Origin of the sequence: Kinneretia sp. DJ1R-11 (assembly GCF_025717595.1) — a bacterium.
GTDB lineage: Bacteria > Pseudomonadota > Gammaproteobacteria > Burkholderiales > Burkholderiaceae_C > Paucibacter_A.
Map to the genome: position 1 here is coordinate 23,306 of NZ_JAJIRR010000001.1, position 25,514 is coordinate 48,819.

At 66.5% G+C, this 25,514-nt stretch carries 21 protein-coding genes; 10 read left to right on the plus strand and 11 right to left on the minus strand.

Annotated features, from left to right (window positions below):
* Positions 1-82 precede the first annotated feature (82 nt).
* The 3 genes from LNV23_RS00105 to LNV23_RS00115 are packed head-to-tail and all read left to right on the plus strand — an operon-like array spanning position 83 to position 2,031.
* Positions 83-310: a hypothetical protein gene (locus tag LNV23_RS00105; RefSeq protein ID WP_263516802.1), complete on the plus strand. Its 228-nt coding sequence runs from the start codon at positions 83-85 to the stop codon at positions 308-310.
* Positions 311-370: 60 nt separating this feature from the next.
* Positions 371-1,018 (plus strand): UPF0149 family protein, encoded by a 648-nt coding sequence (locus LNV23_RS00110; protein ID WP_263561069.1) that lies wholly within the window; start codon positions 371-373, stop codon positions 1,016-1,018.
* A gap of 17 nt (positions 1,019-1,035) precedes the next feature.
* Entirely contained in the window at positions 1,036-2,031 is a 996-nt protein-coding gene (locus tag LNV23_RS00115; RefSeq protein ID WP_263561070.1) for an AraC family transcriptional regulator, read from the plus strand.
* A 314-nt stretch (positions 2,032-2,345) separates the two neighbouring features.
* Here the strand turns inward: LNV23_RS00115 and LNV23_RS00120 are convergent, their stop codons facing one another.
* A complete protein-coding gene (locus tag LNV23_RS00120) occupies positions 2,346-5,078 on the minus strand; it encodes a S9 family peptidase (protein ID WP_263561071.1) in 2,733 nt (910 codons plus the stop codon).
* A gap of 101 nt (positions 5,079-5,179) precedes the next feature.
* Here LNV23_RS00120 and LNV23_RS00125 point away from each other — a divergent pair, with 101 nt between their 5' ends.
* Positions 5,180-5,482, plus strand: a complete 303-nt coding sequence (locus LNV23_RS00125) for a hypothetical protein (RefSeq protein WP_263561072.1) — start codon at positions 5,180-5,182, stop codon at positions 5,480-5,482.
* Positions 5,483-5,604: 122 nt separating this feature from the next.
* Entirely contained in the window at positions 5,605-6,510 is a 906-nt protein-coding gene (locus LNV23_RS00130) for a CPBP family intramembrane glutamic endopeptidase (RefSeq protein WP_263561073.1), read from the plus strand.
* Positions 6,511-6,612: 102 nt separating this feature from the next.
* Here the strand turns inward: LNV23_RS00130 and LNV23_RS00135 are convergent, their stop codons facing one another.
* Together LNV23_RS00135 and LNV23_RS00140 are read right to left on the minus strand one after the other, a co-directional pair.
* Entirely contained in the window at positions 6,613-8,040 is a 1,428-nt protein-coding gene (locus tag LNV23_RS00135) for an esterase-like activity of phytase family protein (RefSeq protein ID WP_263561074.1), read from the minus strand.
* A gap of 183 nt (positions 8,041-8,223) precedes the next feature.
* Positions 8,224-14,043 carry an excinuclease ABC subunit UvrA gene (locus LNV23_RS00140; protein WP_263561075.1) on the minus strand — a complete coding sequence of 1,940 codons (5,820 nt, stop codon included), beginning with the start codon at positions 14,041-14,043 and terminating at the stop codon, positions 8,224-8,226.
* A gap of 356 nt (positions 14,044-14,399) precedes the next feature.
* Between LNV23_RS00140 and LNV23_RS00145 the strand changes: the two genes are divergently transcribed.
* The 3 genes from LNV23_RS00145 (at position 14,400) to LNV23_RS00155 (ending at position 16,781) form a co-directional block, all read left to right on the plus strand.
* Positions 14,400-14,921 (plus strand): response regulator, encoded by a 522-nt coding sequence (locus LNV23_RS00145; protein ID WP_263561076.1) that lies wholly within the window; start codon positions 14,400-14,402, stop codon positions 14,919-14,921.
* Positions 14,922-15,024: 103 nt separating this feature from the next.
* Entirely contained in the window at positions 15,025-16,560 is a 1,536-nt protein-coding gene (locus LNV23_RS00150; RefSeq protein ID WP_263561077.1) for a malonate--CoA ligase, read from the plus strand.
* Positions 16,557-16,781: a cysteine-rich CWC family protein gene (locus tag LNV23_RS00155; RefSeq protein ID WP_263561078.1), complete on the plus strand. Its 225-nt coding sequence runs from the start codon at positions 16,557-16,559 to the stop codon at positions 16,779-16,781. Before LNV23_RS00150 ends, LNV23_RS00155 begins: the two co-directional genes overlap by 4 nt.
* 24 nt (positions 16,782-16,805) lie before the next feature.
* Here LNV23_RS00155 and LNV23_RS00160 read toward each other — a convergent pair whose 3' ends face one another.
* Complete coding sequence (locus tag LNV23_RS00160) at positions 16,806-16,994, minus strand: hypothetical protein (protein WP_263561079.1); 189 nt, start codon at positions 16,992-16,994, stop codon at positions 16,806-16,808.
* 203 nt (positions 16,995-17,197) lie between these two features.
* Between LNV23_RS00160 and ylqF the strand changes: the two genes are divergently transcribed.
* Positions 17,198-18,277, plus strand: a complete 1,080-nt coding sequence (gene ylqF / locus LNV23_RS00165) for a ribosome biogenesis GTPase YlqF (protein WP_263561080.1) — start codon at positions 17,198-17,200, stop codon at positions 18,275-18,277.
* 24 nt (positions 18,278-18,301) lie between these two features.
* Here ylqF and LNV23_RS00170 read toward each other — a convergent pair whose 3' ends face one another.
* The 4 genes from LNV23_RS00170 to LNV23_RS00185 form a co-directional block, all read right to left on the minus strand.
* On the minus strand, positions 18,302-18,745 hold the full coding sequence (locus LNV23_RS00170) for a type 2 periplasmic-binding domain-containing protein (protein WP_263516786.1): 444 nt from the start codon (positions 18,743-18,745) through the stop codon (positions 18,302-18,304).
* A gap of 33 nt (positions 18,746-18,778) precedes the next feature.
* Complete coding sequence (locus LNV23_RS00175) at positions 18,779-19,930, minus strand: porin (RefSeq protein WP_263561081.1); 1,152 nt, start codon at positions 19,928-19,930, stop codon at positions 18,779-18,781.
* 301 nt (positions 19,931-20,231) lie between these two features.
* Positions 20,232-20,606 (minus strand): nuclear transport factor 2 family protein, encoded by a 375-nt coding sequence (locus LNV23_RS00180; RefSeq protein ID WP_263561082.1) that lies wholly within the window; start codon positions 20,604-20,606, stop codon positions 20,232-20,234.
* Positions 20,607-20,660: 54 nt separating this feature from the next.
* Positions 20,661-21,842: a YbfB/YjiJ family MFS transporter gene (locus LNV23_RS00185; RefSeq protein ID WP_263561083.1), complete on the minus strand. Its 1,182-nt coding sequence runs from the start codon at positions 21,840-21,842 to the stop codon at positions 20,661-20,663.
* Between the two features lie 97 nt (positions 21,843-21,939).
* Here LNV23_RS00185 and LNV23_RS00190 point away from each other — a divergent pair, with 97 nt between their 5' ends.
* Entirely contained in the window at positions 21,940-22,791 is an 852-nt protein-coding gene (locus tag LNV23_RS00190) for a M90 family metallopeptidase (protein ID WP_263561084.1), read from the plus strand.
* 15 nt (positions 22,792-22,806) lie between these two features.
* Here LNV23_RS00190 and LNV23_RS00195 read toward each other — a convergent pair whose 3' ends face one another.
* The 3 genes from LNV23_RS00195 to LNV23_RS00205 form a co-directional block, all read right to left on the minus strand.
* Complete coding sequence (locus LNV23_RS00195) at positions 22,807-23,400, minus strand: protein phosphatase CheZ (protein ID WP_263516781.1); 594 nt, start codon at positions 23,398-23,400, stop codon at positions 22,807-22,809.
* 180 nt (positions 23,401-23,580) lie between these two features.
* The gene (locus LNV23_RS00200) at positions 23,581-24,279 is read right to left on the minus strand and encodes a CBS domain-containing protein (protein WP_263561085.1); all 699 of its coding nucleotides are present in this window, start codon (positions 24,277-24,279) and stop codon (positions 23,581-23,583) included.
* 13 nt (positions 24,280-24,292) lie between these two features.
* Entirely contained in the window at positions 24,293-25,483 is a 1,191-nt protein-coding gene (locus LNV23_RS00205; RefSeq protein ID WP_263561086.1) for a GGDEF domain-containing protein, read from the minus strand.
* Between the last annotated feature and the right edge of the window lie 31 nt (positions 25,484-25,514).

Consider the following 25,514-nt stretch of genomic DNA (forward strand, 5'->3'; position numbering starts at 1 on the left):
TCATTCACTCCCGCTGTGCCGCAGGCCTGCGGCACAGCGGGGCCAGGTCTTGCCTGCCCGCACCCAGAGTAGGATTCGCCCCATGAAGACGTACACCATCGAAATCCAGAAGTTCAAGGCTGCCTCCAACAACATCCATGGCCAGATGCTGCTCAAGGTCGACGCCCTGGTCAGCCCCAAGGCTGCCGTCGAGGGAATCGAGCCCAGCACCATCCTGGCGCTGACCGAGGCCAATGCCCGCGTGCTGATGGCCTTGCTCAAGACCCAGCTGCAAGAGTTCGACGGCAAAAAGGCACGCAGCCGCTTCTGATTTCGCGGCCCGCGCCCGGGCCCGCAGGCCCAAGGCGCGCGCAACAGCGACAATGGCGCCATGGAATATCCCCAATACAAGCCCCAGTCCGACCATCTGCCCCTCAACGACGAGGAGCTGTCCACCCTGGACGACATGCTGATCAAGCTGCCGGTCGAGGCTGCGATGAACATCGAGGCGCTCGATGGTTATCTGGTCGGGCTGCTGCTGAGCCCGCAAAGTCTGGCCGATCTGCCCGGTGCCGATTGGCTGCCCACGGTCTGGGGCGGCGATGGCGAGGACCTGGAAACGGACAGCAAGTCCGAAAACTACCCCTTCGTCAGCGGCAAGCAGCGCAAGCGCGTGACCTTGCTGGTGCTGCGCCATCTGCAGTCCATCGAATGGCAACTCAATGCCAAGCCTGAGCTCTGGGAACCGATCTTCAGCGTCGCTGAAGACGACAAGGGTGATCTGGTCGATGCCGAGGAATGGGCGATCGGCTTCCTGACCGCTGTGGACCTGGCTCCCGAAGCCTGGGCGCCGCTGTTTGATGACGCGGTGAGCGGCCCGCTGCTGGCGCCCATCGCCCTGCTCGGCGGTGACGAGTCCACGCTCAGCGAAGCCCAGCGCGCTCAACTGGCCGATCTGAAGCAAAAAGACACGCTCAGCCGCGCCGTGCTCGACAACGTGCTCAAGCTCTGGGAACTGCGCAAGGCCCGCCAAGGCTGAAGCAGCGCTCCGGCGGCATGGCCCTCGATTCCAGCGCCGCCCACCGGCTGCGCCACGCGCAGCGCATGAATGCGCTGCTCGATCACATCGACCAGCACCTCGACCAAACGCTCGACCTGAGCAGCCTGGCCGAGCGCGTGCACTTCTCGCCCTTTCATTTCCACCGCGTGTTCGCGGCCTGGATGGGCGAAACCTTGGGCGACTATCTGCGCCACCGCCGCCTCGATGTGTCCGCCCTGATGCTGGCACAGCCCGAGCCGCGCTCGGTGCTCGAGGTCGCCCTGACCGTGGGTTTTGGCTCCAGCGAAGCCTTTGCGCGCGCCTTCAAACTGCGCTTTGGCCAGACACCCAGCGCCTGGCGCCTGGACAGCCCGCAGCGCTGGGCGCGCGAACTGGCCTGCTCGCGCGAACAACAGGCCCTGCGCCACCGCCCGCCACCCGCCTTGCTGAGCAATCTGGATCAGACAGAGCGCAATCTCGATCAGGCCGACGCGGCCTTTGCTGAAGAAGATACAGGCTCTTGTTTCACTTCAGAGAGCCATATGCACCTCAGCCTCCAACAACTGCCCCCGACCCGGGTGGCCTACCTCCGCCACATCGGGCCCTACGGCCAGAGCGTCCACGAGTTCTGGATGAACACCGTGCTGCCCTGGCGGCAAGCCCAGGGCCTGGAACAACGTGCCTGCTACGGCATCGGCCGCGACGACCCCAGCCTCACGGCGCCCGAGCAATGCCGCTACGACGCGTGCGTCGAGGTCGATGCCGACTTCATCGCCCGCAGCCCGGCCAACATCCAGGACCTGCCCGGCGGTCGCTACGCCGTGGCCGCATTCCGCGGCACTCTGCCGGACTTTGCCCATGCCTGGACCGAGCTGCTGCGCGGCTGGCTGCCCTCCAGCGGCCTGCAGATCGATGGCCGCCCGGTCTTCGAGCATTACCCGCCCGACTCCGGCTATGACCCGCATACAGGCATCTTCAGCTGCGAGCTTTGCCTGCCGGTGAAGGCGGCCTGAGCTGGCTCATCGCTAAGGCGAGCTTTCGGCACAGAGCCCTCATTCGCTGAGATTTGAATACGAACGCAGAGTGCGCGGAGGTTCGCAGAGGTCGCAGAGAGAGAAGAAGAGCGAGAGATTGTGTTCTCAGCGTCCTCTGCGAACTCTGCGAACTCTGCGTGCTGAAACTTCTCCGCGAACGACGGCTCCGTGCCGGTACCTGCCGCTCATTCTGAATGTTCGGGACTCCGCTCAAAAACGAAGGGCTTGCCAACTGGCAAGCCCTTTGAGTCTTCTACAGCGGCCATCACGACGGCCGCCAGGCAATCACGCGATCAGGGCGCGGTGCGGCCCAGATGCTGCAGCCAGAAGGCTTCGTACTTGCGGTGCCAGCCGACGGTCTTGACGGCGCCGCCCATGCCGTGCTCGCCCTCGGGATCGAGGAAGAGGTCGACCAGGCCTTCCTTGCCGGTCTCGAGCAGGGCGCGGTAGACGTTGACCGTGTCCTGGTAGAGCACGTTCGGGTCCATCATGCCGTGCACCAGCAGCAAGGGCTTGCGCAGGCCCTTGGCCATGGGGATCAGCGAGTACTTGCGCAGCACGGGCTTGCTGCGATCCACCTTGCCGATGGTGCGGCCGCTGTACCAGCTGTTGTAGTTCTCCCATTCGGTCGGGCCGGCACCGGCGATGCCGGCGGCGAACAGATCGGGCTTGCTGTACATCGTGTACTGGGTCTGGAAGCCACCGAAGCTCCAGCCGTTCAGGCCCACCCGCGCAGGGTCAATGCCGAAGTCCTTGCTCATCAGCGTGTGCAGGTCTTCCAGGTCCTCGGTCTGCGGCAGGCCGGCCTGCTCCCAGTTGGCATCCGAGAAGCGGCGGCCGTAGTTGCTGTGGCCGCGCGAGTCGATGGTCACCATCACATAGCCATGCTTGGCCGCCATGTACATGGCGAAGACGTAGGCGCTGGGCTGGAAGCTGTCGCTCTCGACCGAGTGGCGGTCGTTCAGCGGGCCGCCGTAGATATAGACCACGGCCGGACGCTTGTCGGAAGCCTTCCAACCCTGCGGCTTGAAGACATAAGCCGGGATGCTGTCGCCATGGCGGTTCTTGAAACTGAAGCGCTCGGGGCGCAGCACATCGACCTGGCTCCAGGCCTTGTCATGGCTGTCGGTCAGGGTCTTGAGCGTGGGCTTGGAGCCGGCCTCGATCAGCTTGAGCTCGGGGCGCGCAACCCAGTTGCCGGCATTGGCCGCCAGCCACTGGCCGTCGTACGAAACCACGGCATTGCGGTGGTACTCGCCCGGCGAGCCCAGGGCCTGCATGCTGCCATCGGCCATGCTGACGCGGAACAGGTTCATGCTGGCCAGATCGTCCTTGTTGGCCGCCACGAACATGCTCTTGCTGTCGGGCGTGAAGCCCAGCACTTGATGGGCCTCGAACTCACCCTTGAGCAGGGGGCGCAGGCTGCGTGCGGCCAGGTCCCAGGCATAGGGCTGGCGGAAGCCGGCTTCGTCCAGCACCAGCACCAGCTGCTTGCCGTCGGGCGTGAAGCGCGGGCGCACCACGTTCACCACCTCGTGGCCGACGTCGCCGCGGCGCTCCAGCACCATCTCGGGCTTGGCGCTCTCGTCCGCGCTGCCCACGTAGACACGCAGCAGTTCTTTCTCGCGCTCCCAAGTGCTGAAGGCATAGCGGCTGCCGTCACGCGCCCAGGCAATGGGGCTGATCTCGAACCAGACATCGCCACCGGCATGGGTGAACACGGGCGCCGATTGCTTGGCCGGCGCTTCGCCAGCGGCGGGCACCTTGCGGATGTAGAGCGCCAGCGGTTTGATGACCAGCTTGTCGTCGGAGACTTCGCGGTCCACCTTCTTGGCTTTGGCGAAGCGCTCGTTGTAGCCCATGATCTCGACCTGACGGCCGGTGGGCTCGGGCACGGGCTTGCCGTCATCGCCGGCCGGCTTGCTGGGCGCGCGGCCGATCAAGGCCATCCAGCGGCTGTCTTCACTCAGCGTGGTCGATTCGATGGTGTACTTCTTGTCCGCGTCATCGGGGTGGATCAGCTCGCGGTTGAGCACCTGCACGCCACCCTGGCTGAAGCGGGCTCGCAGCACGCGCTTGTCGTCCATGAACACATAACCTGTGTCATCAGCGGTGTAGGCCACCACGCGCAGATTGCGTTGCAGGTCCAGCAGGGGCTGCAGCTTGCTGTCACCGGCGACCCAGCGGAACAGAGCGCCGCGGTACTGCAGGATCAGCTCATCGGCCTTGTTGGCCCAGACGATCTGCGTCACGCCGGGATAGAGGTCACTGGGCTTGAGCTTGTCGCGCAGCTGCTTTTTCTTCAGCTCGTCGCGCCATTCCCAGAGTTCCTTGTCCTTTTCAACCTTGGCTTCAGGCTTGGTCTCGGCCTTGGCTGTGGCACTGGGCGCCGAGGCCGCTGAAGCCGCGGCCTCTGCCGCGGCAGGCACGGGCTTGCCGCTGCGCTTGGCCTCCAGTGCGGCCGCGGCCTTCTTCTCGGCTTCTGCCTCGGCCTTGTCGGCGGCCTTCTGGGCCTCGTCCTTGGCCTTCTTGGCGGCGGATTCCTTCTTCACCAGCTCCAGCTGGGCGGCTTCCCACTGGCCCAGGTCCACGTTTTCGCCGCGCAGATAGGCGGCTTGGGCCACTTCGCGGGCCTGGCGCTCAGCGGTCTCGCTGCGCTTTTGCTGCAGCTTTTGGTCAAAGCGCTGCAAATCCTCGGGCGCGTCGAAGGCGGCCATGAGGGCAGGCGAAGTCAGGCGCAGGCTCTTGCCGGTCTTGCTGTCGTGCACATAGAGATCGGTGCCCGGCTCGCCAAACGGGTTCCACAGATAGGCCAGATAGCGGCCGCTGCGGCTGAACTTGGGCTCGCGCGCGTTCTCGCCCCGGTAGGGCTCGGCGCGGAACACCTGCTCCAGGCTCAGGGGCGAAGCGGTGGCAGTTGCCGCGCTGGGCGCGGCCGTCGCCGTGAAGGAAAAGCTCGCTGCGCTGAGCAGGGCCGCCAGCAGGCAGCTCGTGCCTGCCAGTCTTGAAGGTTGATTTTTGAACAATCCAGTCTCCGCACACGCCCCGGTTCAGGGCAGCGGGCATTCTAGAAAGACTTGCAATTCGCATGTTCGCGTGGCGGCACTTGCGCGAAACTCCAGGAATCATGATTGCCAACGTCTTTGCCGCCCTCGGTCTGCTGACCTGCCTCTTGCTGGCCCTGCGCATGGCCCTGCCGGCCGCGCGCCAGCGCCAGGTGGATGCCGCGCTGCGCCGCGCATGGCTGCACCTGCGCGAGCTGGGCTCACAGCTGCGCCATTGGCGCCGCCACCGCCAGCACAGCAAACAGGCCGCAGCGGAAGCGGCCGAGCTGATCCGCCGCGCCAAGGCCCGCGATGAGGTGGAGCGCGACGGCAATGTCTACCGCCCAAAACAGTTCGATCCGAAGAAACGGCGTGATCTGCACTGAGCGGAGTGGCGCTTAAAAATTGCGGCTCATGACCGCAGCGCTTCGGTCTGTCGCGCGCCGCTCGCCGCCCTGAGCGTGGCTTGGCACAGTCCTCTCCAGACCTACAACAGAGGAGAGAGACGATGAGCCACCGCAGCACGACGCTCAAGAAACTGCGCCAAGGCACCACCGAAACCGCCTGCGCCCTGCTCTGCCTGGCCGGCCCATCCGTGATCGCCAATGGCTTGAGCCAGACCTTGCTGAGCGGCGAGGCCTGGATGGATGCCCGCAACGGCCTGCGCATCCTGGCCCTGCTGCTGGGCTATGTGCTCTGGGTGCGCTGGCGCGAGCGGCGGCCCGTGCATGAGCTGGGTCTGACGGATGCCGCACGCGAGACCGGCCTGGGACTGCTGATCGGCGGCCTGATGGTGGCCCTGGGCGTGGGCGCCATGGCCTGGGGCGGCGCTTACCAGGTCCTGGCGGTCAACGGCCCCGGCCACGCTGTGGCCCTGCTGCCCTTGGTGATCAGCCTGGCAGCGCTGGAAGAGATCTTGTTCCGCCTGATCGTGTTGCGCCTGATGGAGCGCTGGCTGGGCACGGGCTGGGGCTTGTTCATCTCGTCCCTGCTGTTCGGCCTGGCCCATCTGGGCATGGGGCCGGCCACGGTGGCCAGCACCTTGCTGCTGGGCCTGGAAGGCGGCCTGCTGTTTGGTGCGGCCTATCTGCTGACGCGCCGCTTGTGGCTTTGCCTGGGCCTGCACATCGGCTGGAACTTTGTGCAGATGGGCGTCTTCTCGGCCGACGCCACCCTGGCCTTGAAGCGCGTGGGCTGGCTGCAAGCCAGCATCGACGGCCCGGCCTGGCTGACCGGTGGGGTCCACGGCATGGAGGCCTCGGTGCCCGCCGCCCTGCTCTGCCTCTCGGTCGGCGCAGCCCTGCTGACCCTGGCCATCCGGCGCGGGCAATGGCAGCCGCGCGCGGCCCGCGGCTCAGCGCACCCAGCGGCGCTTGCCGCTGACCCCGCCTCGCTGGCACGCGGCCCGAACTGAGCCCCCAGAGCCGGGCGCGGCCACAGCCAAGAGAAACGGGCTCTGGACCATCGTCCAGAGCCCGTTCACTTTGTCCCTCGTTCTTCGCTCTCGCTCTCTCGCTCAGTCCTTGGCCAGACCCCGGCGGCGCGCCAGGCCGCCCAAGGCCAGCAGGCCGCCGGCCATCAGGGCCCAGCTGCTCGGCTCGGGCACCGGGGCGGTGTAGTTGCCCAGCTCGCTCTCGCTGATGGTGTAGGCATGCAGCACACCAGGCAGCAGGCGATAGCTGCCATCCTGCGGCACGGTGCTGGCCGCGCCCGTGCAGCCGATCACCGTGCCCAGCGGGCATTGGATCGAGCTCGCATAAGGGTTGGCATCCGTGAAACGGAAATAGACGTCGAACTGCTCGCCGCCGGCGTTCTGAGTCACGCTGTAGTCGTTGTCGGTGCCGGCCAGGATCAGGTACTTGCCGTTGGCCAGCTTGGGTCCGATGGCCAGGCCTTCCCATTTCTCGGGCGACTTGCCACCCAGCTCGACCAAGGTGTTGGCGTCCAGGTCGAGGATCTGGCCGGACTTGCTGACCATGGTGTAGCTGCCGGTGCTGAGGTTCAGCCCAGAGACATCGGTGGCGCCCGTCAGGTCGATGCGGTAGACCTCTTTGTCGGCCGTGGCGAACTCGGCGCCGACACCGACGCCGCGGTTGTTGCGCTCCAGCACATAGAACTCATGGTCGTTGATCGCCACCAGGGCTGAGATGCCCTGGCCCTGGCCGCTGCGCTTCATCTGGTAGGCGTACTGGGCCACGGCATCGCCGGTGCTGATGTCGAACTTGACGATGCGGTTGACCGAGCCATTGCCGCCGCCTTCATCCAGCATGGCGCTTTGCAGCATGGCATAGGCGTACTTGCCGTCCGGGCTGATGGCCAGGCCTTCGAAACCGCGGTTGGTGCGCTTGCCGGCGGTGTTGCCGGTGTCGTCGGCATAGTTGGCCACGCCGGTGGCGGCATTGCGCGGCACGAGGTTGGCCGGCGTGCTGAAGCTGCGGATCAGCTCGCCGCTGCGGCTGAACTCGCGCACCGAGGGGCCGTATTCATCCGAGATCAGGAAGGTGCCGGTGCGCGGGTTGATGACCACGCCTTCTGGGTCAAAAGCCAGACCCAGCTGATTCTTAGGGTTGGGCGCCAGGCCGTTCAGGCCCTGGCCGGCGCTCTGGAATACCACGGTCTCGGCGATCTTGAAGTTGCTGATCGCGCCGGTGTTGAAGTCCACATCGAGCGTGAAGCGCTGAACGCGGGTGTTGTAGTTCAGCGTGCCGCCGCCCGGGCCGCGGTCCGACAGGCCCCACCATTCATTGCGGTTGCTGTCGTAGTAGATGTCGGAGAAATAGCCGAGGCGGCCATTGTTGACGCTGCTGCCGCCGGACAGATCCAGGGCCGCGCCATCGAGCGCCAGGCCGTTGACGAAGCTCGGTGCGGCCTGGGCCGACAGCGAAGCAGCAGCCAGCAAGGCGGCCGCGGACAGGGTGCGCAAGGTGAAAAGCGGAGTCGGCATGGTGGGTGGGCGGCTCGGCGCGCAGGCAGACAGAAGTCGACCGCGCACAACAAGCATGCAATAAGTCACGATAAGCCGCGGAGACTAGGCTCACTGCATGACGAAGGCGTGACAAACCACCGAGCTGAGGGGGGCGAGGCGGTGAGGCTCACGCGCCCCTCACGGCACTCTGGGGCGCTCAGCTCAAGCCGCCACGCGCCCCAAAACCGGCCGCAGCGCCTGCCCCGTGTGCGAGCCCTTGGCCACCACCTGCTCCGGCGTGCCGGCCACCACCACCTCGCCGCCGGCCGTGCCGCCGTCGGGGCCCAGGTCGATGACCCAGTCGGCTTCGGCGATCACATCGAGATCGTGTTCGATGACCACCACCGAGTGGCCGCCGGCCACCAGGCGGTGCAGCACGCGGATCAGGCGCTCGACATCGGCCATGTGCAGGCCCACGGTCGGCTCGTCCAGCACATAAAGCGTGTGCGGCGCCTTCTGGCCGCGGCGGCCCACTTCGTCGCGCACCTTGACCAGCTCGGACACCAGCTTGATGCGCTGCGCCTCACCGCCCGACAGGGTCGGTGAAGGCTGGCCCAAGGTCAGATAGCCCAGGCCCACATCCTGCAAGAGCTTGAGCGGGTGGCCGATGGCGGGCATGGCAGCGAAGAACTCCACCGCCTCGTCCACCTCCATGGCCAGCACATCGCCAATGCTCTTGCCACGCCAGCTGACGCCCAAAGTCTCCGGATTGAAGCGCTGGCCATGGCATTGGTCGCAGAGCACCTTCACATCGGGCAGGAAGCTCATCTCGATGGTGCGCATGCCCTGGCCTTCGCAGCCGGGGCAGCGGCCCTCGCCGGTGTTGAAGCTGAAGCGATTCGGCGCATAGCCTCGCGCCTTGCTCTCCAGCGTCTCGGCAAAGAGCTTGCGGATGGCGTCCCAGAAGCCGATGTAAGTGGCCGGGCAGCTGCGCGGAGTTTTGCCGATGGGGGTTTGGTCGACTTCCAGCACGCGATCCACCTTCTCATGGCCTTCGATGCCGGCACAGCCGATCCAGTGGGCTGGGGCCTTTCTCAAAGGCACGGCCACCGCCATATTGGCCAGCAGCACATCGCGCGCGAGCGTGGACTTGCCCGAACCCGACACACCGGTCACCGCAACCAGGCGGTGCAGGGGCACATCGATGTTCACCTTTTGCAAGTTGTGCAGGGTGGCGTCGAGCACGCGCAGGCGCGGGGCGTCGTCCAGCATCTCGCGCCGCGCTTGCAGTGGGTGAATCAGCGGATGCGCCAGGAAGCGGCCGGTGACCGAATCGGCCTGCAGGGCCAGATCAGCCGCCGTACCCTGGGCCACCACATGGCCGCCGCGTTTGCCGGCGCCGGGGCCGATGTCGATGATGTGGTCGGCGCGGCGGATGGTGTCCTCGTCGTGCTCCACGACCACCAGGGTGTTGCCCAGATCGCTGAGCCGGCCCAGGGCCTTGAGCAGGATCTGGTTGTCGCGCGGATGCAGGCCGATGGTCGGCTCGTCCAACACATAGCACACGCCTTGCAGGTTCGAGCCTAACTGCGCCGCCAGGCGGATGCGCTGCGCCTCGCCGCCCGAGAGCGTGGGCGCCGCGCGGTCCAGGGTCAGATAGCCCAAGCCCACCTCCTCCAGGAACTCCAGGCGACCCTGGATCTCGCTGACCACATCGCGGGCAATCTCGGCATCGCGGCCCAGCAGCTCCAGGCCGTCCACCCAGGCGCGCGCCTGCTTGACGCTCCAGGACGCCACCGTGCTGATGGCCTGGGACTCAAAGGTTACGGCACGCGCCGAGGGGTTCAGCCGCGAACCGTGGCAATCGCCACAGGGCTGGTCGGCCAGGCCTTCAATGTCCACCTCCTGGCCGGCAAAGCTCTGCTCGCGGCCGCCTTTGTCATCGACGACCGAGTCGTCCAGCGCCTTGCGCTGTTCGCGCGTCAGGGCAAGACCTGTACCCACGCAGCTGTTGCACCAGCCATGCTTGCTGTTGTAGCTGAACATGCGCGGGTCCAGCTCACCGTAACTCGTGCCACAGGTCGGGCAGGCGCGCTTGGTGCTGAAGACCTTGACCGTGCCCAGACCCACGGTCGAGCGGCCGGAAGCGATGGCCTCGTGCAGGCCGTCCAGCGGGGTCAGCAGGTGCAACACGCCCTTGCCGAAGTCCAGGGCTTTGGCCAGCAGCTCGCGCAGCTCGGCCTCTTTGTCCAAGCTGATGATGAGGTCGCCGACCGGCAGCTCCAGCGTGTGCTCCTTGAAGCGGTCCAGGCGCGGCCAGGGCGCGGTCGGCGTGAACTCGCCGTCCACGCGCAGATGGGTGTAGCCGCGGCCTTTGGCCCATTTGGCCAGGTCGGTGTAAAGGCCCTTGCGGTTGACCACCAGGGGCGCCAGCAGGCCCACATGCTGGCCTTTGTGATCGCGCAGCAGCTGGGCGGCGATGGACTCGACGCTCTGCGGCCGCACCGGCGTGCCGTCGTGCACGCAGTGCTGCACACCCAGCTTCACATAGAGCAAGCGCAGGAAATGCCAGACCTCGGTGGTGGTGGCCACCGTGCTCTTGCGGCCGCCGCGGCTCAGGCGTTGCTCGATGGCCACCGTGGGCGGAATGCCCCAGACCGCATCGACCTCGGGCCGGCCGGCCGGCTGCACGATGGATCGGGCGTAGGCATTGAGCGATTCGAGATAGCGCCGCTGGCCCTCGTTGAACAGGATGTCAAACGCCAGGGTCGATTTGCCCGAACCCGAGACGCCGGTGATCACATTGAACTTGCCACGCGGGATGTTGACGTTGACCGACTTGAGGTTGTGTTCCTTGGCGTTGACGATCTGGATGTTGTTGTCCAGATGGGCCGACTGGCGGCGCGCGCGGATCAGGCTTTGCAGCGGCCGGCCCTCTTCCACCTTCATGGCGGGGCGGTCCATCTGCGCCGAGTACTCGCGCAGGGCCAGGGCGGTGTGCGAAGTCGGGTGCTCCTTGACCTCCTCCGGTGTGCCCACGCAGACCAGCTCCCCGCCGCCTTCGCCACCCTCGGGACCGAGGTCGATCAGCCAGTCGGCCGCGCGGATCACATCGAGGTTGTGCTCGATCAGGATCAGCGAATGGCCGATGGCCAGCAGCTTGCGCAGCGCGCGCATCAGCTTGGCGATGTCGTCGAAATGCAGGCCGGTGGTGGGCTCATCGAACATGAAGAGCGTGCCCTTCTTGGCCACGGCCTGGCGGGGCTTGCTCGCCGCCTCGGCCAGGAAGCCGGCCAGCTTGAGCCGCTGTGCCTCGCCGCCCGAGAGCGTGGGCACGGGCTGGCCCAGCTTCAAGTATTCCAGGCCCACATCGATGATGGGCTGCAGCTTGGCCAGCACCTCGCGGTCGTCCTTGAACAGGCGCACCGCCTCGCTCACCGTCAGCTCCAGCACGTCGGCCACGCTCATCTCGCGCATGAGCTGTTGACCCTCAGTCGCCTCCGGCGACAGCTCCCCGAGGGAGCCCCCGCCCGCCTTGGGGCGGCCCGGCGCCGGGCAGGGTCGCTGCAGCTTCACATCGAGCATCTCGGCGCGGTAGCGGCGGCCGTCGCAGTCTGGGCAGCGCAGGTACACATCCGACAGGAACTGCATCTCCACATGCTCAAAGCCCGAGCCGCCGCAGGTCGGGCAGCGGCCATCGCCGGCGTTGAAGCTGAACATGCCGGCGGTGTAGCTGCGCTCGGCTGCGAGCGGTGTGGCGGCAAACAGCTTGCGCAGCTCATCGAAAGCGCCGACGTAGGAGGCCGGGTTGGAGCGCGCGGTCTTGCCGATCGGCGATTGGTCCACAAACACCGCATCGGACAGCCAATCGGCGCCGAGCAGGCGATCATGCTGGCCCGGCGTCTCGGTGGCCTGGCCGAAGTGGCGGGCCAGGGCCGGGTACAGCACATCCTGCATCAGCGTGCTCTTGCCCGAGCCCGACACGCCGGTCACCACCACCATGCGCTGCAGCGGGAACTCGACGCTGACGTTGCGGAGGTTGTGCTCCCGCACGCCCTCCAGAATCAGCTTGGGCGTGCTCGCCTCAACCGGGCGCTTCAGGCCCATGCCGACGAATTTGCGCGAGCCGAGGTAGGCGCCGGTCAAGGTGTCGGCCGCGCGGATGGCTTCCGGCGTGCCGTCAAAGACGATCTGCCCGCCCTTCTCGCCCGGGCCTGGGCCCATATCGATCAGGCGGTCGGCCGCCAGCATCACGGCCGGGTCATGCTCCACCACCACCAAGGTGTTGCCGGCATCGCGCAGGCGGTGCATGGCCTGGACGATGCGGTTCATATCGCGCGGGTGCAGGCCAATGCTGGGCTCGTCCAGCACAAACAGCGTGTTCACCAGCGAGGTGCCCAGGGCCGTGGTCAGGTTGATGCGCTGCACCTCGCCGCCGCTGAGCGTGCGGCTCTGGCGGTCCAGCGTGAGGTAGCCGATGCCGACATCGCAGAGGTATTTGAGCCGGTTGCGGATCTCCTCCAGCAGCAGCTTGAGGGCATCGTCGAGCAGGCTGCTGGGCAGCTGCAGCTGGTCCAGGAAGCTGCGCAGGCGGTGGATGGGCAGCTGCATCAAATCATGCAAGGCCAGGCCCGGCAGGGCTTCCAGCTGGGCGCGATTCCAATCCACGCCCTTGGGCATCAGGCGCTGAGCCGGGGGCAGCAGGGAATCGGCCAATTCCTTGGAGCCGACGCGCCAGAGCAGGGCCTCGGTCTTGAGCCGGGCGCCATCGCAGGTGCCGCAGGTGGTGTAGCTGCGGTACTTGGACAGCAGCACCCGGATGTGCATCTTGTAGGCCTTGCTCTCCAGGTACTCGAAGAAGCGCATGACCCCGTACCACTGCTTGTTCCAGTTGCCGGTCCAGTTCGGAGAGCCGTGGATCACCCAGTCGCGCTGCGCCTGCGAGAGCTGGCTCCAGGGCGTGTCGCGGGGAATGCCGGCGTCGCCGGCGTACTTGAGCAGGTCGTCCTGGCTGTCTTTCCAAGCCGGGGTGGACAAGGTCTTGATCGCGCCATTGCGCAGCGTCTTCTTCGCATCCGGAATCACCAGGCCCAGGTCCACGCCGATGACGCGGCCGAAGCCGCGGCAGGTCTCGCAAGCGCCCATGGCGGAGTTGAAGGAGAACAGCGGCGGCTGTGGCTCCTGGTAGCGCAGATCGCTGTCAGGGCAATGCAGGCCGGTGGAGTAACGCCACAGGACGGCGTCACCGTCCTGGCCGTTCGCCGGGCCGCTCCCAAGAACGGCCGCGTCCCCTTGGGGGACCGCCTGCGTACCCGCAGGCGAGGGGCCAGGAGTTGCGGGCAAGACATACACATTCAATCGACCCGATCCGCGCTTGAGACACAGTTCGATCGCTTCCATCGCCCGCTGCTTGTCGGCGCCCTGCAGGCGAAACCGGTCCGCCACCACATCGAGCAGCTTGCGCGGGCCGGTGGGCGTGGCCACCTCGCGCTCGGCTTGCACGCGCGTGAAACCGCTGGCCGACAGCCACTGCGTCACTTCCTCGCTGCTGGTCGTGGCCGGCAGCTCGACCGGGAAGGTCAGCACGATGCGTGGGTCTTGCTCCTTGGTGCGCTCCAGCAGCTCCAGATAAATCGTCTGCGCCGTGTCGTGGCGCACCGCCTGCGCGGTCTTCTTGTCGAAGAGCTGGGCCGAGCGGGCGAACAAGAGCTTGAGGTGGTCGTTCAGCTCGGTCATGGTGCCGACCGTGGAGCGGCTGGTGCGCACCGGGTTGGTCTGGTCGATGGCAATCGCCGGCGGCACGCCCTCGACCTTGTCCACCGCCGGGCGGTCCATGCGGTCCAGGAACTGGCGGGCGTAGGCCGAGAAGGTCTCGACATAGCGTCGCTGGCCTTCGGCATACAGGGTGTCGAACACCAGGCTGGACTTGCCCGAGCCGCTGGGGCCGGTCACGACGGTCAGCTCGCCCGTGTGCAAATCCAGATCGATGTTCTTGAGATTGTGTTGACGGGCGCCGCGGATGCGGATGGTGCCTTCGGACATGGAGAGTGCCTGCTGCTGCGCTGGGAGCAGGCATTCTAGGGAGCGTGCCTACCCAATGGTGTCAGCAGGTCTCTCACCCGGGCACGTGCGAATTTGCCTGCGCAGGTCAAGCCCCCCCGAATGCGCACCCGGGGAAACCCCAGGGCGACGCGACACCCCCGCGCGTTGCGTTGGCCTTGCGCACAAGCAACAATGTCGCCCAGCGCACAAGAAACCGTTTGGAGTTGGAAATTTCCCGGGGATTGGCGAGCGCAGGCGCACAAGTCATAAATTGCGCGAGGGAGGGCTCTGAGTGATCGGCAAAGGTCACCGTCGGCCCAGCAGTGCTGATGTTTGCAGAGTGTTGAGGTCGGGAAATGAACACACAGGGTTTCGAGCGCGCCATCCGGGCCAACTGGTTGCGCTTGGTCGCGCAAGAACCAGGCCCGCCGCCTGCGCCGGGCCTGGCCGCGGCGCCGGCCGGCTCCGAGCCGGGCGAACAGAACCGGCGCCCCCGCGTCCTTCTGGTCGAGGACAACCACATCAACCAGGTCGTGGCCTTGGAATTCCTGGCCCTGATGGGCGTTGAAGCCCTGCTGGCCAGCAATGGCCAGGAAGCCCTGAGCGCCTGCCATCAGGCCACGCCGGACCTGGTGCTGATGGACATCCAGATGCCGGGCATGGACGGCCTGGAATGCACGCGCCGCCTGCGCCTGCTGCAGTCCAGCGGCAGCTTGCCGCACTTCCCCATTCTGGCGCTGACCGCCCATGCCCTGGAAAGCGATATCGCCGCCAGCCTGGCCGCAGGCATGGACGAGCATCTGACCAAGCCTCTGGATTTCAGCGCCTTGCGCTTGCGCCTGGGTCGCTGGCTGGTGCTGCCAAGCCTGAGCAGCTGAAAAACCGATGCGCCGCAGCGTCGATGGTAATTTTCACCTGGGCTGAATTCAGCCCGTGCAGAGGGGCGCGGACGACCGACTGGCGCTGATCGACAATCCCGGCATGAGTGCTTCTGCCAATCTCTTCTGCGCCTTGCGCGCCGCCTTCCCCTCCGACCTGGACGCCTGTGCCATCGAATGCGCCGATGGCGAAGGCCTGCACTACAGTTGGCACGATCTAGATCGTGGCACCGCCATGTTGGCGACCCTGCTGCTGAGCCTGGACCTGCCCGAGGGCAGCCGCATCGCCGCCCATTGCGAGAAGAGCGTGGAAGCGCTGATGCTCTACCTGGCCGTGCTGCGCGCCGGCTTCGTCTACCTGCCGCTGAATCCGGCCTATCAGGCCGCTGAGCTGGACTATTTCGTCAAGGACGCCGAGCCCGCCGTCTTGGTCTGCGCCGGCAAGAACTTCGGCTGGGCCAGCAAGCTGGCCTTCATGGCCGGCGTGCAGAACGTCTTCACCCTCAACGAAGATCGCAGCGGCACCCTGCTGGACCGCGCCGCCGCCATGTCCGACCAGCACTCGCCCGCCATGCGCCGCAGCGAGGACCTGGCCGCCATCCTCTACACCAGCGGCACCACCGGGCGCAGCAAGGGCGCCATGCTCAGCCACGGCAATCTGCTCAGCAATGCACTGACCTTGAAAGCCCTCTGGGACTGGCAGCCCGGCGATGTGCTGATCCACGCCCTGCCCATCTTCCATGTCCATGGCCTTTTCGTCGCCTCGCATGGCGCTTTGCTGAACGGCAGCCGCATGATCTGGTTCAGCAAGTTCGAGCCGCGCGCCGTGCTGCGCCGCCTGCCCGAGGCCACGGTTTTCATGGGCGTGCCCACGCTCTATGTGCGCCTGCTGGCTGAGCCTGGGCTGGACCGTGAGGCCTGCAGCCAGATGCGGCTTTTCATCAGCGGCTCGGCGCCACTGCTGATCGAGACCTACCGCGACTGGCAGGCCCGCAGCGGCCACACCATCCTGGAACGCTACGGCATGAGCGAGACCCTGATGCTCACGTCCAACCCCTGCCGCGCAGCAGAGGGCGCGCGCATCGGCGGCACGGTCGGGCCGGCCCTGCCCGGCGTGAGCCTGCGTGTGCGCACGGCCGAGGGCGGTGACTGCGCCACCGGCGAAATCGGCCAGATCGAGGTGCGCGGCCCCAATGTCTTCGGCGGCTACTGGCGCATGCCCGAAAAGACACGCGAGGAGTTCACGGCCGACGGCTGGTTCAAGACTGGCGATGTCGGATGCGTGGACGAAAACGGTTATGTGAAGATCGTCGGTCGCAGCAAAGATCTGGTCATCAGTGGCGGCTTCAATGTCTACCCGGCCGAGATCGAAGGCTTTCTCAACGAGCTGCCCGGCGTGGCCGAGTCGGCCGTGATCGGCGTGCCCCACCCCGACTTCGGCGAAGCCGTGGTGGCCGTGCTGATCGCCAAGGCCGGAGCGAACCTGGAGCCTGCGGCCCTCACGGCCACACTCAAGGCCCGCATCGCTGGCTTCAAGGTCCCCAAGCAGATCCTGCTGGCGCCCGAGCTGCCGCGCAATGCCATGGGCAAGGTGCAAAAGAATCTGCTGCGCCAGCAGCATGCCGGGCTGTTCGCATGAATGCCTCCACCGCGTCGGCACAAGCGCCCCAGCTCGACGACTCTTGCCCGCGCTGCGGCGGCGGCTTCCACTGCGGAGCGCAGGACGCGCACTGCGATTGCTTCGAGCTGCGCTTGAGCCCGGCCCTGCGCGAGCGCTTGGCGGCGCAGTACAGCAGCTGTCTGTGCCTGGCCTGCCTGCGGGAGCTCAGCGCAGCCGAGGCGGTGCCACCATCACCCTGAGGCCTGGCCGACACGTTTGCGGCATCAAGAGCGCGTTGGCGGTGGTGGCGCGGGCGAGGCTGGCTGAGGCGAAGCTGGCGGCGGCGAGCCTTCGGCAGTGAAGTCGGCTTGCTGCTGTGCCAGATTGCGGCCTTTGGGCGGCAAAGGCTTGAGGGCGCGCCGGACTTCCGAGGCGCGGCCCGGCGCGAATTCGGTTGGGGTCAAAGTCTTCATGGCAGTGTTCCAGAGCTGAGGTGAGCGCGGCCTGAGTTCTGCCGCAAGCCGGCCCAGTCTTGACGGCGGCGGCGCGGGCGTCGGTGCGGTGCCGAACCCCGTCCACACGCGGCTCGGCGCCAAGCAGAGCCAGCAAAGAGAGCTGCCGGGCGACAATAGCCGCTTCGGCGCAAGCCCTTCACGATCGCGAGCACAAGACAAGCATGGCCATCAACTGGTTCCCCGGGCACATGAATTCCACCCGCAATGCGATCAACGATCGCATGAAGGCGGGGCTCGATGTCGTGATCGAGTTGCTGGATGCACGCCTGCCCGGCTCCAGCGCCAACCCTCTGCTGGCCCAGCTGACCGCCGGCAAGCCCACGCTCAAGCTGCTCAACAAGCAAGACCTGGCCGACCCGGCGCGCACCGCGCTCTGGCTGGCCCACTACAACAGCCTGCCCGACACCCGCGCCATTGGCCTGGACGCCGGCAACAAGGCGCCTGCCCAAGCCTTGATCAAGGCTTGCCGCGAACTGGCCCCCCTGCGCGGCGGCATGGTCAAGCCGGTGCGGGTGCTGATCTGTGGCATTCCCAATGTCGGCAAGTCCACCCTGATCAACACCCTCGTCTCCAAGCGCAGCGCCAAGACCGGCGACGAGCCCGGCATCACCAAGATCGAGCAGAAGATCGTGCTGGCCGAGGACTTCTACCTCTTCGACACGCCCGGCATGCTCTGGCCCAAGATCGCCATCGAAGAAAGTGGCTACAACCTGGCTGCCAGCGGCGCCATCGGCCGCAACGCTTTTGACGAAGCCGAGGTGGCGCTGGAGCTGCTCGACTATCTGCGCCGCCATCCAGCCTATCTGGACATGCTGAAGGCGCGCTACAAGCTCGGTGAGCTGGCCGGGCTGAACGACGAAGAGCTGCTGACCGAAATCGGCCGCAAGCGCGGCGCCATGCTGAGCGGCGGCCGGGTCAATCTGCAGAAGGCGGCCGAGGTGCTGATGTACGAATTCCGGCAGAAGGTGCTGGGCGCCATCTCGCTGGAAACACCGGAAGAGTTTCTCGCCTGGTCGGCCGTGGCGGCCGAGCGCGAAGCCGCTCGCCTGGCCAAGGCGGCTGAACGCAAGAAACGGGTCAAGGGCCCGGCCACACGGGCCGAACGCGACGCGGCACTGGCAGCCGCGGCACAGGGCGAGGATGCGGGCAGCGACACTCTGTCGGAGCCCGAGTTGGAGCTGGATTCAGAAGCCCGCGCAGACGAGGGCGAGGACGTCACAGGCAAGACCGACCCGGCCTGAACCCGCGCGGGCTGCGGCCTCGGCTCAGTTGACGGACAGCACCACCTTGACGCTGGCGTCGACGGCCGATTTCTCGATGTAGCCGATGGCGTCGACATTGCTCGCCACGAACTTGCGGATTTCAACGGAACTGGTCATGGCGCGTGGCGGCGTGCCCTTGCCGGAGAAGGTCAGGCGCGACCAGGCGGCCTTGACCTGGGAGCTCGATTTGCCGGCCACCTTGGCATAGAACTCCTCGTACAGCGGCCCGGCCTCCTGCTGATCCACCGGTGCGGCGGTTGCGCCCGAAGGCATGACGCTGGACTTGCCCAGGAACAGCGCGCTGACCTGCTCGGCGCTCATATTGGCGACCGGGTTCTTGGGGTTGACGATGATGACCATCTCGGCCCAGGCGCTCGCCAGGCTGAAGCTCAAAAGCAGGCCGGCGATGGTGCGTGTGGCGGTGCGTGTCAGGACGGTGTTTGTCATGATTGTTCTCCGGCAAAGTGAATCGGGGCAGGCTCAGAACACGGTGTCGAGCGAGAGTGTGAGCAGCTTGGAGTTGCCGACGAAATCGAGCGCTGGGCCCGATTTGTCCTTGAAGCGGTCCCACTGCAATTTGAGCGCCGTGGCACGGCCCAATTCGTATCGCAGCGACAGGCTCAGGGTGTCATCGCGCTGCACGGTGTCAGGCGCCCAGCGGTTGGTTTCGCGGTAGCGACCCACGGTCAACATGGGCGTGAACTTACCGATGCGATAGCCCACGGCCAGGGCCACACCATTGGCTTTGTAGGAAAAATCGGAGCGGTCAAAAATGCTGTACTCCGAGCGCAGCAGCCAGTCCTGCCAGTCGATATTGGCGGCCACACCATAGATCAACTGGGCCTGGGCGCGCGTCGCCTGCTCGCGCGTGCCGCTGCTGTAGTCCCATTGGTCGACCTTGTTCTTGATCAGGTTGAAGCGCAGGGTCAGCCAGTCATTGGCCAGTTCCAAGTCGGCACCGATGATGCCCTTCCAGGTGATGTCCTGGCGACTGTCGTAATAGATCTTGGCAGCGTCGTTGTCCTTGGTCGCCTCGCGGCCGGCGAACGCGCTGCCGCGCAGCGACCAGTCACCCATTTGCGTGTTGTAAGCAGCAGTGAAGCCATTGAAATTGATCGCTTCCCAGCCGTAAACATCTTGCGGCGGGCGGATCCAGTTGTAGGCATAGCCGACATCCTGGAAGTCTGAGTAGTAGAACAGGGGCAGGCGCTTGCGACCGGCCTGCAAGGTCCAGCTGCTGTTGGGCGAATAGCTCAGATAGGCCCATTCCAGGCCGGCCTTCAGGCCATCGACATCGCGCACCACCACCTGTCCCGTGGCCGACCATTGCGGGTCGAGCTTCCAGGTGCTTTGCAAGCCAAGCTTGGACTCGGGCGAGGCACTCCAGGACTTGCTGTAAAGGCCGCCATGTCCGTAATCGGCGATCGCGCAAGGGCAGTCAAAACGCCCCATCAGCTGGGTTTGCCGCGAGCCGCTTTGCACGGCACCCACAGCCAGGGTACCGAAGCCCTTGAAATCAAACTCCTGGGCTTGAGCGGGCTGGGACAGGCCGAGTACCAGCGCCAGCAAGCCCAAGCCGAACAGGCCTGGCATGGCCATCTTCCAGTACACCGCCGGAGCGGGCTCCGGCACGGTGGCAGCTCGCGCGGGAGACGAAGTGTGGGGAGACGTAAAAGCCATGACTACCCTTTCAAGACGGTCTGAGCGCGCGGACATCACGCACTCGCCCTCCACTCCCGCCCTCAAGCCTTGCTCGCAGCCTAGGCTGCGGCTTGGGTCGATGTCTGCGCATCGCCGTGGCCCAACGGTTCGCAGCCAGTATTACAAACCATTGCAAACAGAATCTGACAGACGGCATCGACGCCACAGCCAGCCCCCATAAATCGCCAACTGATGCACACAAGTGCTAGGAAACAGCGATGTCTCGCCCGTCTCAGTAGCGTTCCACGGCGGCGATGGCGCGTTGCGGCGGCTCGTAGTCGCTGGGCCAGAAATCGCAGACTTCGGTGATCAAGCCCCCCTGTAACTCGAAAAAGGAAATGCCGGTTTCGCGGCCACGCTCGGTCAGGAAATCAATCACCGTGACGGCGCGCTGCGCATCGACGATGCAGCGCGTGATCTCGGACCGCCAGGCTTCGGGCCAGGTGCGGAAGAACTCGACGAAGTGCTCGCGGCCGCGGATTCGCTCGCGCGTCTGCGGCACCAGATAGACCATGTCCGGGCTCAGCAAGGCTTCGAAGGCGGGCCAGTCGCCGGCATTGGCGGTGGCCCAGAAACGGCGGATCAGTTCTTCATTCGCGGCGCTCATGGCGGCCTCCTGCTTACATTGTTGGCGCGCGCATGATACTGGATGAAATAACAGTTATCGTTCCAAGCAGATCAGCCGCAAGAGCAGCCCCATACCCAGCATCAACACCGCAGCCGTCAGCCACAGCGCGCCATGGAAGGAGCCGCTGGCCTGCACCCAAACACCGCTGAGCGCCGGCGCGCCGACCTGAGCCAGGCCATAGCCCAGGGTCAGGCGGGCCATGGCCTTGCCCGGGTTGGCGGGCGAGCGCCGGCCGACCAGGGCCAGGGTCAGGCTGACGATGCCGATGAAGGTGGCGCCGTAGAGCAGCGCGCCGCCCAGGGCCGCGGCCAAGCCACCATGCAAGGCCGGCAGCAGCACACCGATGACCTGCAGGCCGAAGGCCAGCAGCAAGGCCTTGAGCTCGCCGAAGCGCCGCGCCACGCGGTCCCAGGCGAACACCGCCGGCACCGCCGCCAGGCCCACCAGCAGCCAGGCCCAGGGCCCCTGCCCGCTCAGCAAGGGCTGGCGCTCGACGATGGCCACGGTGAACGTGGCGTTGATGACAAAGCCCCAGCCGGCGCAAAAGTACATCAGGCCCATCATCCAAAGCCAGGCCCGCGAAGGCAGCACGGCCGGCACGACGCTGGCCGCAGCGGCCGGTGCCACCGACGGCCGCCAAGCCCAGGCCGGCAGCAGAAAGAGCAGGCCGGCAAAGGCAAAGCCCTGCCACTGCAAGGCCCAGCTGAGGTTCAGGCGGCTCATGCCCATGACGCCCAGGGCCGAGACCACGATACCCAGGCCCAGGCCCATGAAATGCAGGCCCAGCTCCGGCCGCCGCCCCTGGCGCATCAGCCAGCCCAGCACCAGGCCCGAACCCAGCAGCATGCCGGCCGCACCGCACAAGCCGCCCAGATAGCGCGACAGGGCCCAGAGCCAGATATTGGGCGCCATGCCCATGGCCAGGGTGATCAGCAGGCTCAGGCACAGGCCGGCGCTGTAGAGCCGGTGGCGCAGACGTGCGTCCTCCAGGCGCGCCGCCAACAAGGCCCCACTCATATAGCCGAGGTAGTTGATGGCCGCCAGCCAACCGGCCGCCGCATCGCTGAGTCCGGCTTGGGCCTGCATCAGAGGCAGCAAGGGCGTGTAGGCGAAACGCGCCAGGCCGACCGTCAGCACCAGACCGCAAATGCCGCCGGCGATCACCTGGACGGGGTGGAGCTCGCGCGGCGCGGCGGGGGTGGGGCGGTTCGGCATGGGGCCAAGCGTAATCGAGGACAAGCCCCCAGCATCGGTCGCCTCTTGTTTATTGCCGCGGCAGGCCCATGTGCACTGGACACCCACCGTGCCCGCCATGACCTCTGCCCTGCTGCCCCACCTGCCCCTGCTCCTCACGCTTGCCGCGGCCCTGGGCCTGATGCTGTGGCTGATCGCCGCGCCCTGGCAGCAGCGGCGCCGCCGGGCCGCCTTGCGCGCCCAGGTGTTTCCGCAGGCCTGGCGCCGCATCCTGCGCCGGCGCTTGCCCTTGCTACAGCGCCTGCCGGCCGATCTGCAGCTGCGCCTCAAGCAGGAGATGCAGGTGTTCCTGGCCGAGAAACCCATCATCGGTTGCGCCGGCCTCGAGGTGACGGACGAAATGCGCGTGACCATCGCCGCCCAGGCCTGCCTGCCCCTGCTGGGCGCACGGCGCGGCTATTACCCGCAGCTCAAGCAGGTGCTGCTCTACCCGGGCGCCTTCATGGTCGACCGCCTGCACCAGGCGCCCGGCCTGGCCGAAGTGCAGATGGAGCAGCGCCGCGCCCTGGCCGGCGAGAGCTGGGTGCAGGGTCAGGTCTTGCTCTCCTGGCAAGATGTGCTGGCCGGCGCCATGGACCCGGACGACGGCCGCAATGTCGTCATCCATGAATTCGCCCACCAGCTCGATCAGGCCAAGGGCTATGCCAATGGCGCGCCGGCACTGCCCAGCAAGGCTGCGTATCGGCGCTGGTCCACCGTCATGCAAAACGAGTTTGATGCCCTGCGCCAGCGCCTGGCCTGGGGCGAAGCTGGCCTGATCGACGCCTACGGCGCCACCGACCCGGCGGAGTTCTTTGCCGTCACCAGCGAGCTGTTTTTCGAGCGGCCCGGTGAACTGGCCAGCACCCACCCCGAGCTTTACGGTCAGCTGAGCAGCTACTACAAGCTCAATCCCTTGAGCTGGCACTGAGCTGTATTGAAACGATCAGAAGCCCAGTGAGGCCAGCAGGTCGTCCACATCGTCCTGCTGCAGCGCCTTGTCCGGCGTCTGCACGCCTTCCAGCACCTGGCCGGCCGGGGCTTCGCCCTCGCTCTTGGGCGGGTCGAAATCGGCCAGCAAATGCTCGAGCGGCTTCTCGGTGCGCTCCAGCATGCCGATCACCTTGTTGATGACCTGGCCGGACAAGTCCTGGAAGCCCTGGGCCATCATGATTTCGGTGTGCAGGGACTTTTCCCGGTCGGCAAAGCCGGCGGCGGTGGCGGCGTAGGCGGCGCAGAGCTTAAGCATGGCGCGGGCGCGCTCGACGCTCATATCGGGAGAGGCGGCCATGCGGGCCAGGGATTCGGACAAATCATGGCCCTGGCGGCGCACCTGCTCGGCGTCCTCCTGAGCGGCATCGACCAGACCCAGCACCGTGGTGGCGGCCTGCTCGGTCATCTGGCGCACGTAAGCCAGACGCTCGCAAGCATCGGGCAGCTCCTGCACCACTTTCTGCAGCACCACGGCCGGGTGTTCCGTGCCGTGATATCCCGTCTGTTGATGCGTGGAGGTCTCGGCCCCCGATCCAACAACTGCCATGCAGCGACTCCCTAGACCCTTGAAAACCACCCTGGGGCGGCGTGCGCACATCACCTTATCGGCAGCGCGGTCGGAAATAGTAGCGTTTGAGGCACGCCTCGGCCAGATTTCCACGCTCAAGCCGCGGGCGCAGGCGCAAAGATGCCGAAAAAAGTGGAGTTGCTCGCGGCTCCATCGGCCTCAACCCCACAGATCCAAGGGCGGCTCCCGGGTCACGGCGCGCAGGATGTCGCTGCGCGAGATGAAGCCCAGCAGTTCGCCGGCGTCATTCATGACCGGCAGGCCGGGCAGGCGCAGGTCCAGCAAGGCTTGCGCCACTTCGCGCAGCGGCGTGTCGGGCCGGGCCGCAGGCACCGGCGTCCACATCACGTCGCCGACCGGCCGCTCGAACCAACCCGCCCAGGCCGCGCCATCCTGCAAGGCGCTGGGGATGGGCAGCAGGTCGGCGCGCAGCAAGAGCCCGACCAGGCGCTGTTGGCGGTTCAGCACCGGCGCCTGGCCAATGCGCGCCCGCGCCAGGATGTCGAGGCCCTGGGCCACCGTGGCCGACACCGGCACCGTGATCAGCTGCCGGCTCATCAATTGCGCGGTCAGGCTCAAGGCCTGGCGCGTCGAAGCGCCGGCGCCGCGCTGTGCCTGGGTTTGCGAATAAGCCGCCAGCGCCGCCTGCTGGCGCGGCTCGGGCGTGGCCAGCAGGCCGCCAGGCTCGCCCGGCACCGGACCACCCAGCAGCACGCCCGCTTCGGCAGCGGCGCCGGCGTCGCGCCGCACTGGCTCGACCGCGCGCAAGCGCGCCACCGCCTGCACCGGCCCCAGCTCGCGCAAGCCTTCGAGCGAGCCGCTGAAAATGCGGCCATTGAGGCCGTAGACGGTCAGCATGGCCGGGCGTCCATCAGTTCGGCGCCAGCAAGGGCGGCGCCACTTCGCAGCGGTTGCGGCCGCTCTGCTTGGCGCGGTACATGGCCGAGTCGGCCGCCGCCACGAGGCCGTCGACCGTCACTGCACCGGTGATGACCCCGCCGGCCACGCCGATGCTGATGGTCACCGAAATGCGGTGGGCGCCCCATTGCGTGGGCGTGGCCTCGACCGCCTGCCGCAGCGCCTCGGCCAGAGTGGCGGCACCCTCGAGGCTGGTGTCGGGCAGCATGAGCAAGAACTCTTCGCCACCGAAGCGGCCGATCTGGTCCTGAGCGCGCAGGCGGCTCAGCAAGGTGTGGGCGACGCCGCGCAGCACCGCGTCACCGGCTTGGTGGCCATAGCCGTCGTTGACGCGCTTGAAGTGGTCAATGTCCAGCATCAGCACGCTCAAGTACTGACCCTGGCGCTGCGCCCGCGAGACGGCCATGTGCAGCTGATCGCTGATGGCGCGGCGGTTGGACAAACCGGTCAGCATGTCCTTCATGGCCAACTCGAAATTGCGCAACTCAGCGCGCTCCATGGTCATGTAGACAAAGCCGAGCGAGATGCTGATGACCGCACACAAGGCCACCACAAAAACCATGGTCAGCCAAAGCCGGCCGGCATCATCGTCGTTGCTGGCCATCCAGCCCATGGCGGCCGCCAGTGAGCGCAGCAGCAGAGAAGCCAGAAGGGCAAAGAAAGCCGTCAGCAGGATGTAGCGGCCGCGACCGTGGCGCGGCATGCGCCGGTCGAGCAGCGATCGCAAGATAAAAACGATCTGCAAGGAAAAGGTCAGCGAGCCGGCGACCACACGGGCCGCGTACTGGTCCATCAGCAGCAGGTAGAGCAGCACGATGGCCAGCACCGGCGCGAACAACTGCAGCTGCACCAGCAGCGGCGGCCCCGCCTGGGTATCGAGCCCATCAAAACGGCGCAAGGCCAGCAGCATCAGGGACAGGGCCACGCTGTAGGCCAAATTGCCGCCGATCACCAGGCTGGCCAACGGCTGCGGGCCCAGCATGGCAAACAAGACATGGCTGCCGGCATAGGCCAACAAGGCCAAGCCCCAGGCCCAGAGCGCATCACGCGCCGGCTTGCCCCAGGCCATGAAGCAGATCCAGCCCGCCATCAGCAGGGCCACCAGCGTCACCACGGCAAACAGGGTCGGGACATCCAAACGCATGCCGGATTCTAGGCATGGGCCCGAGCGCCGC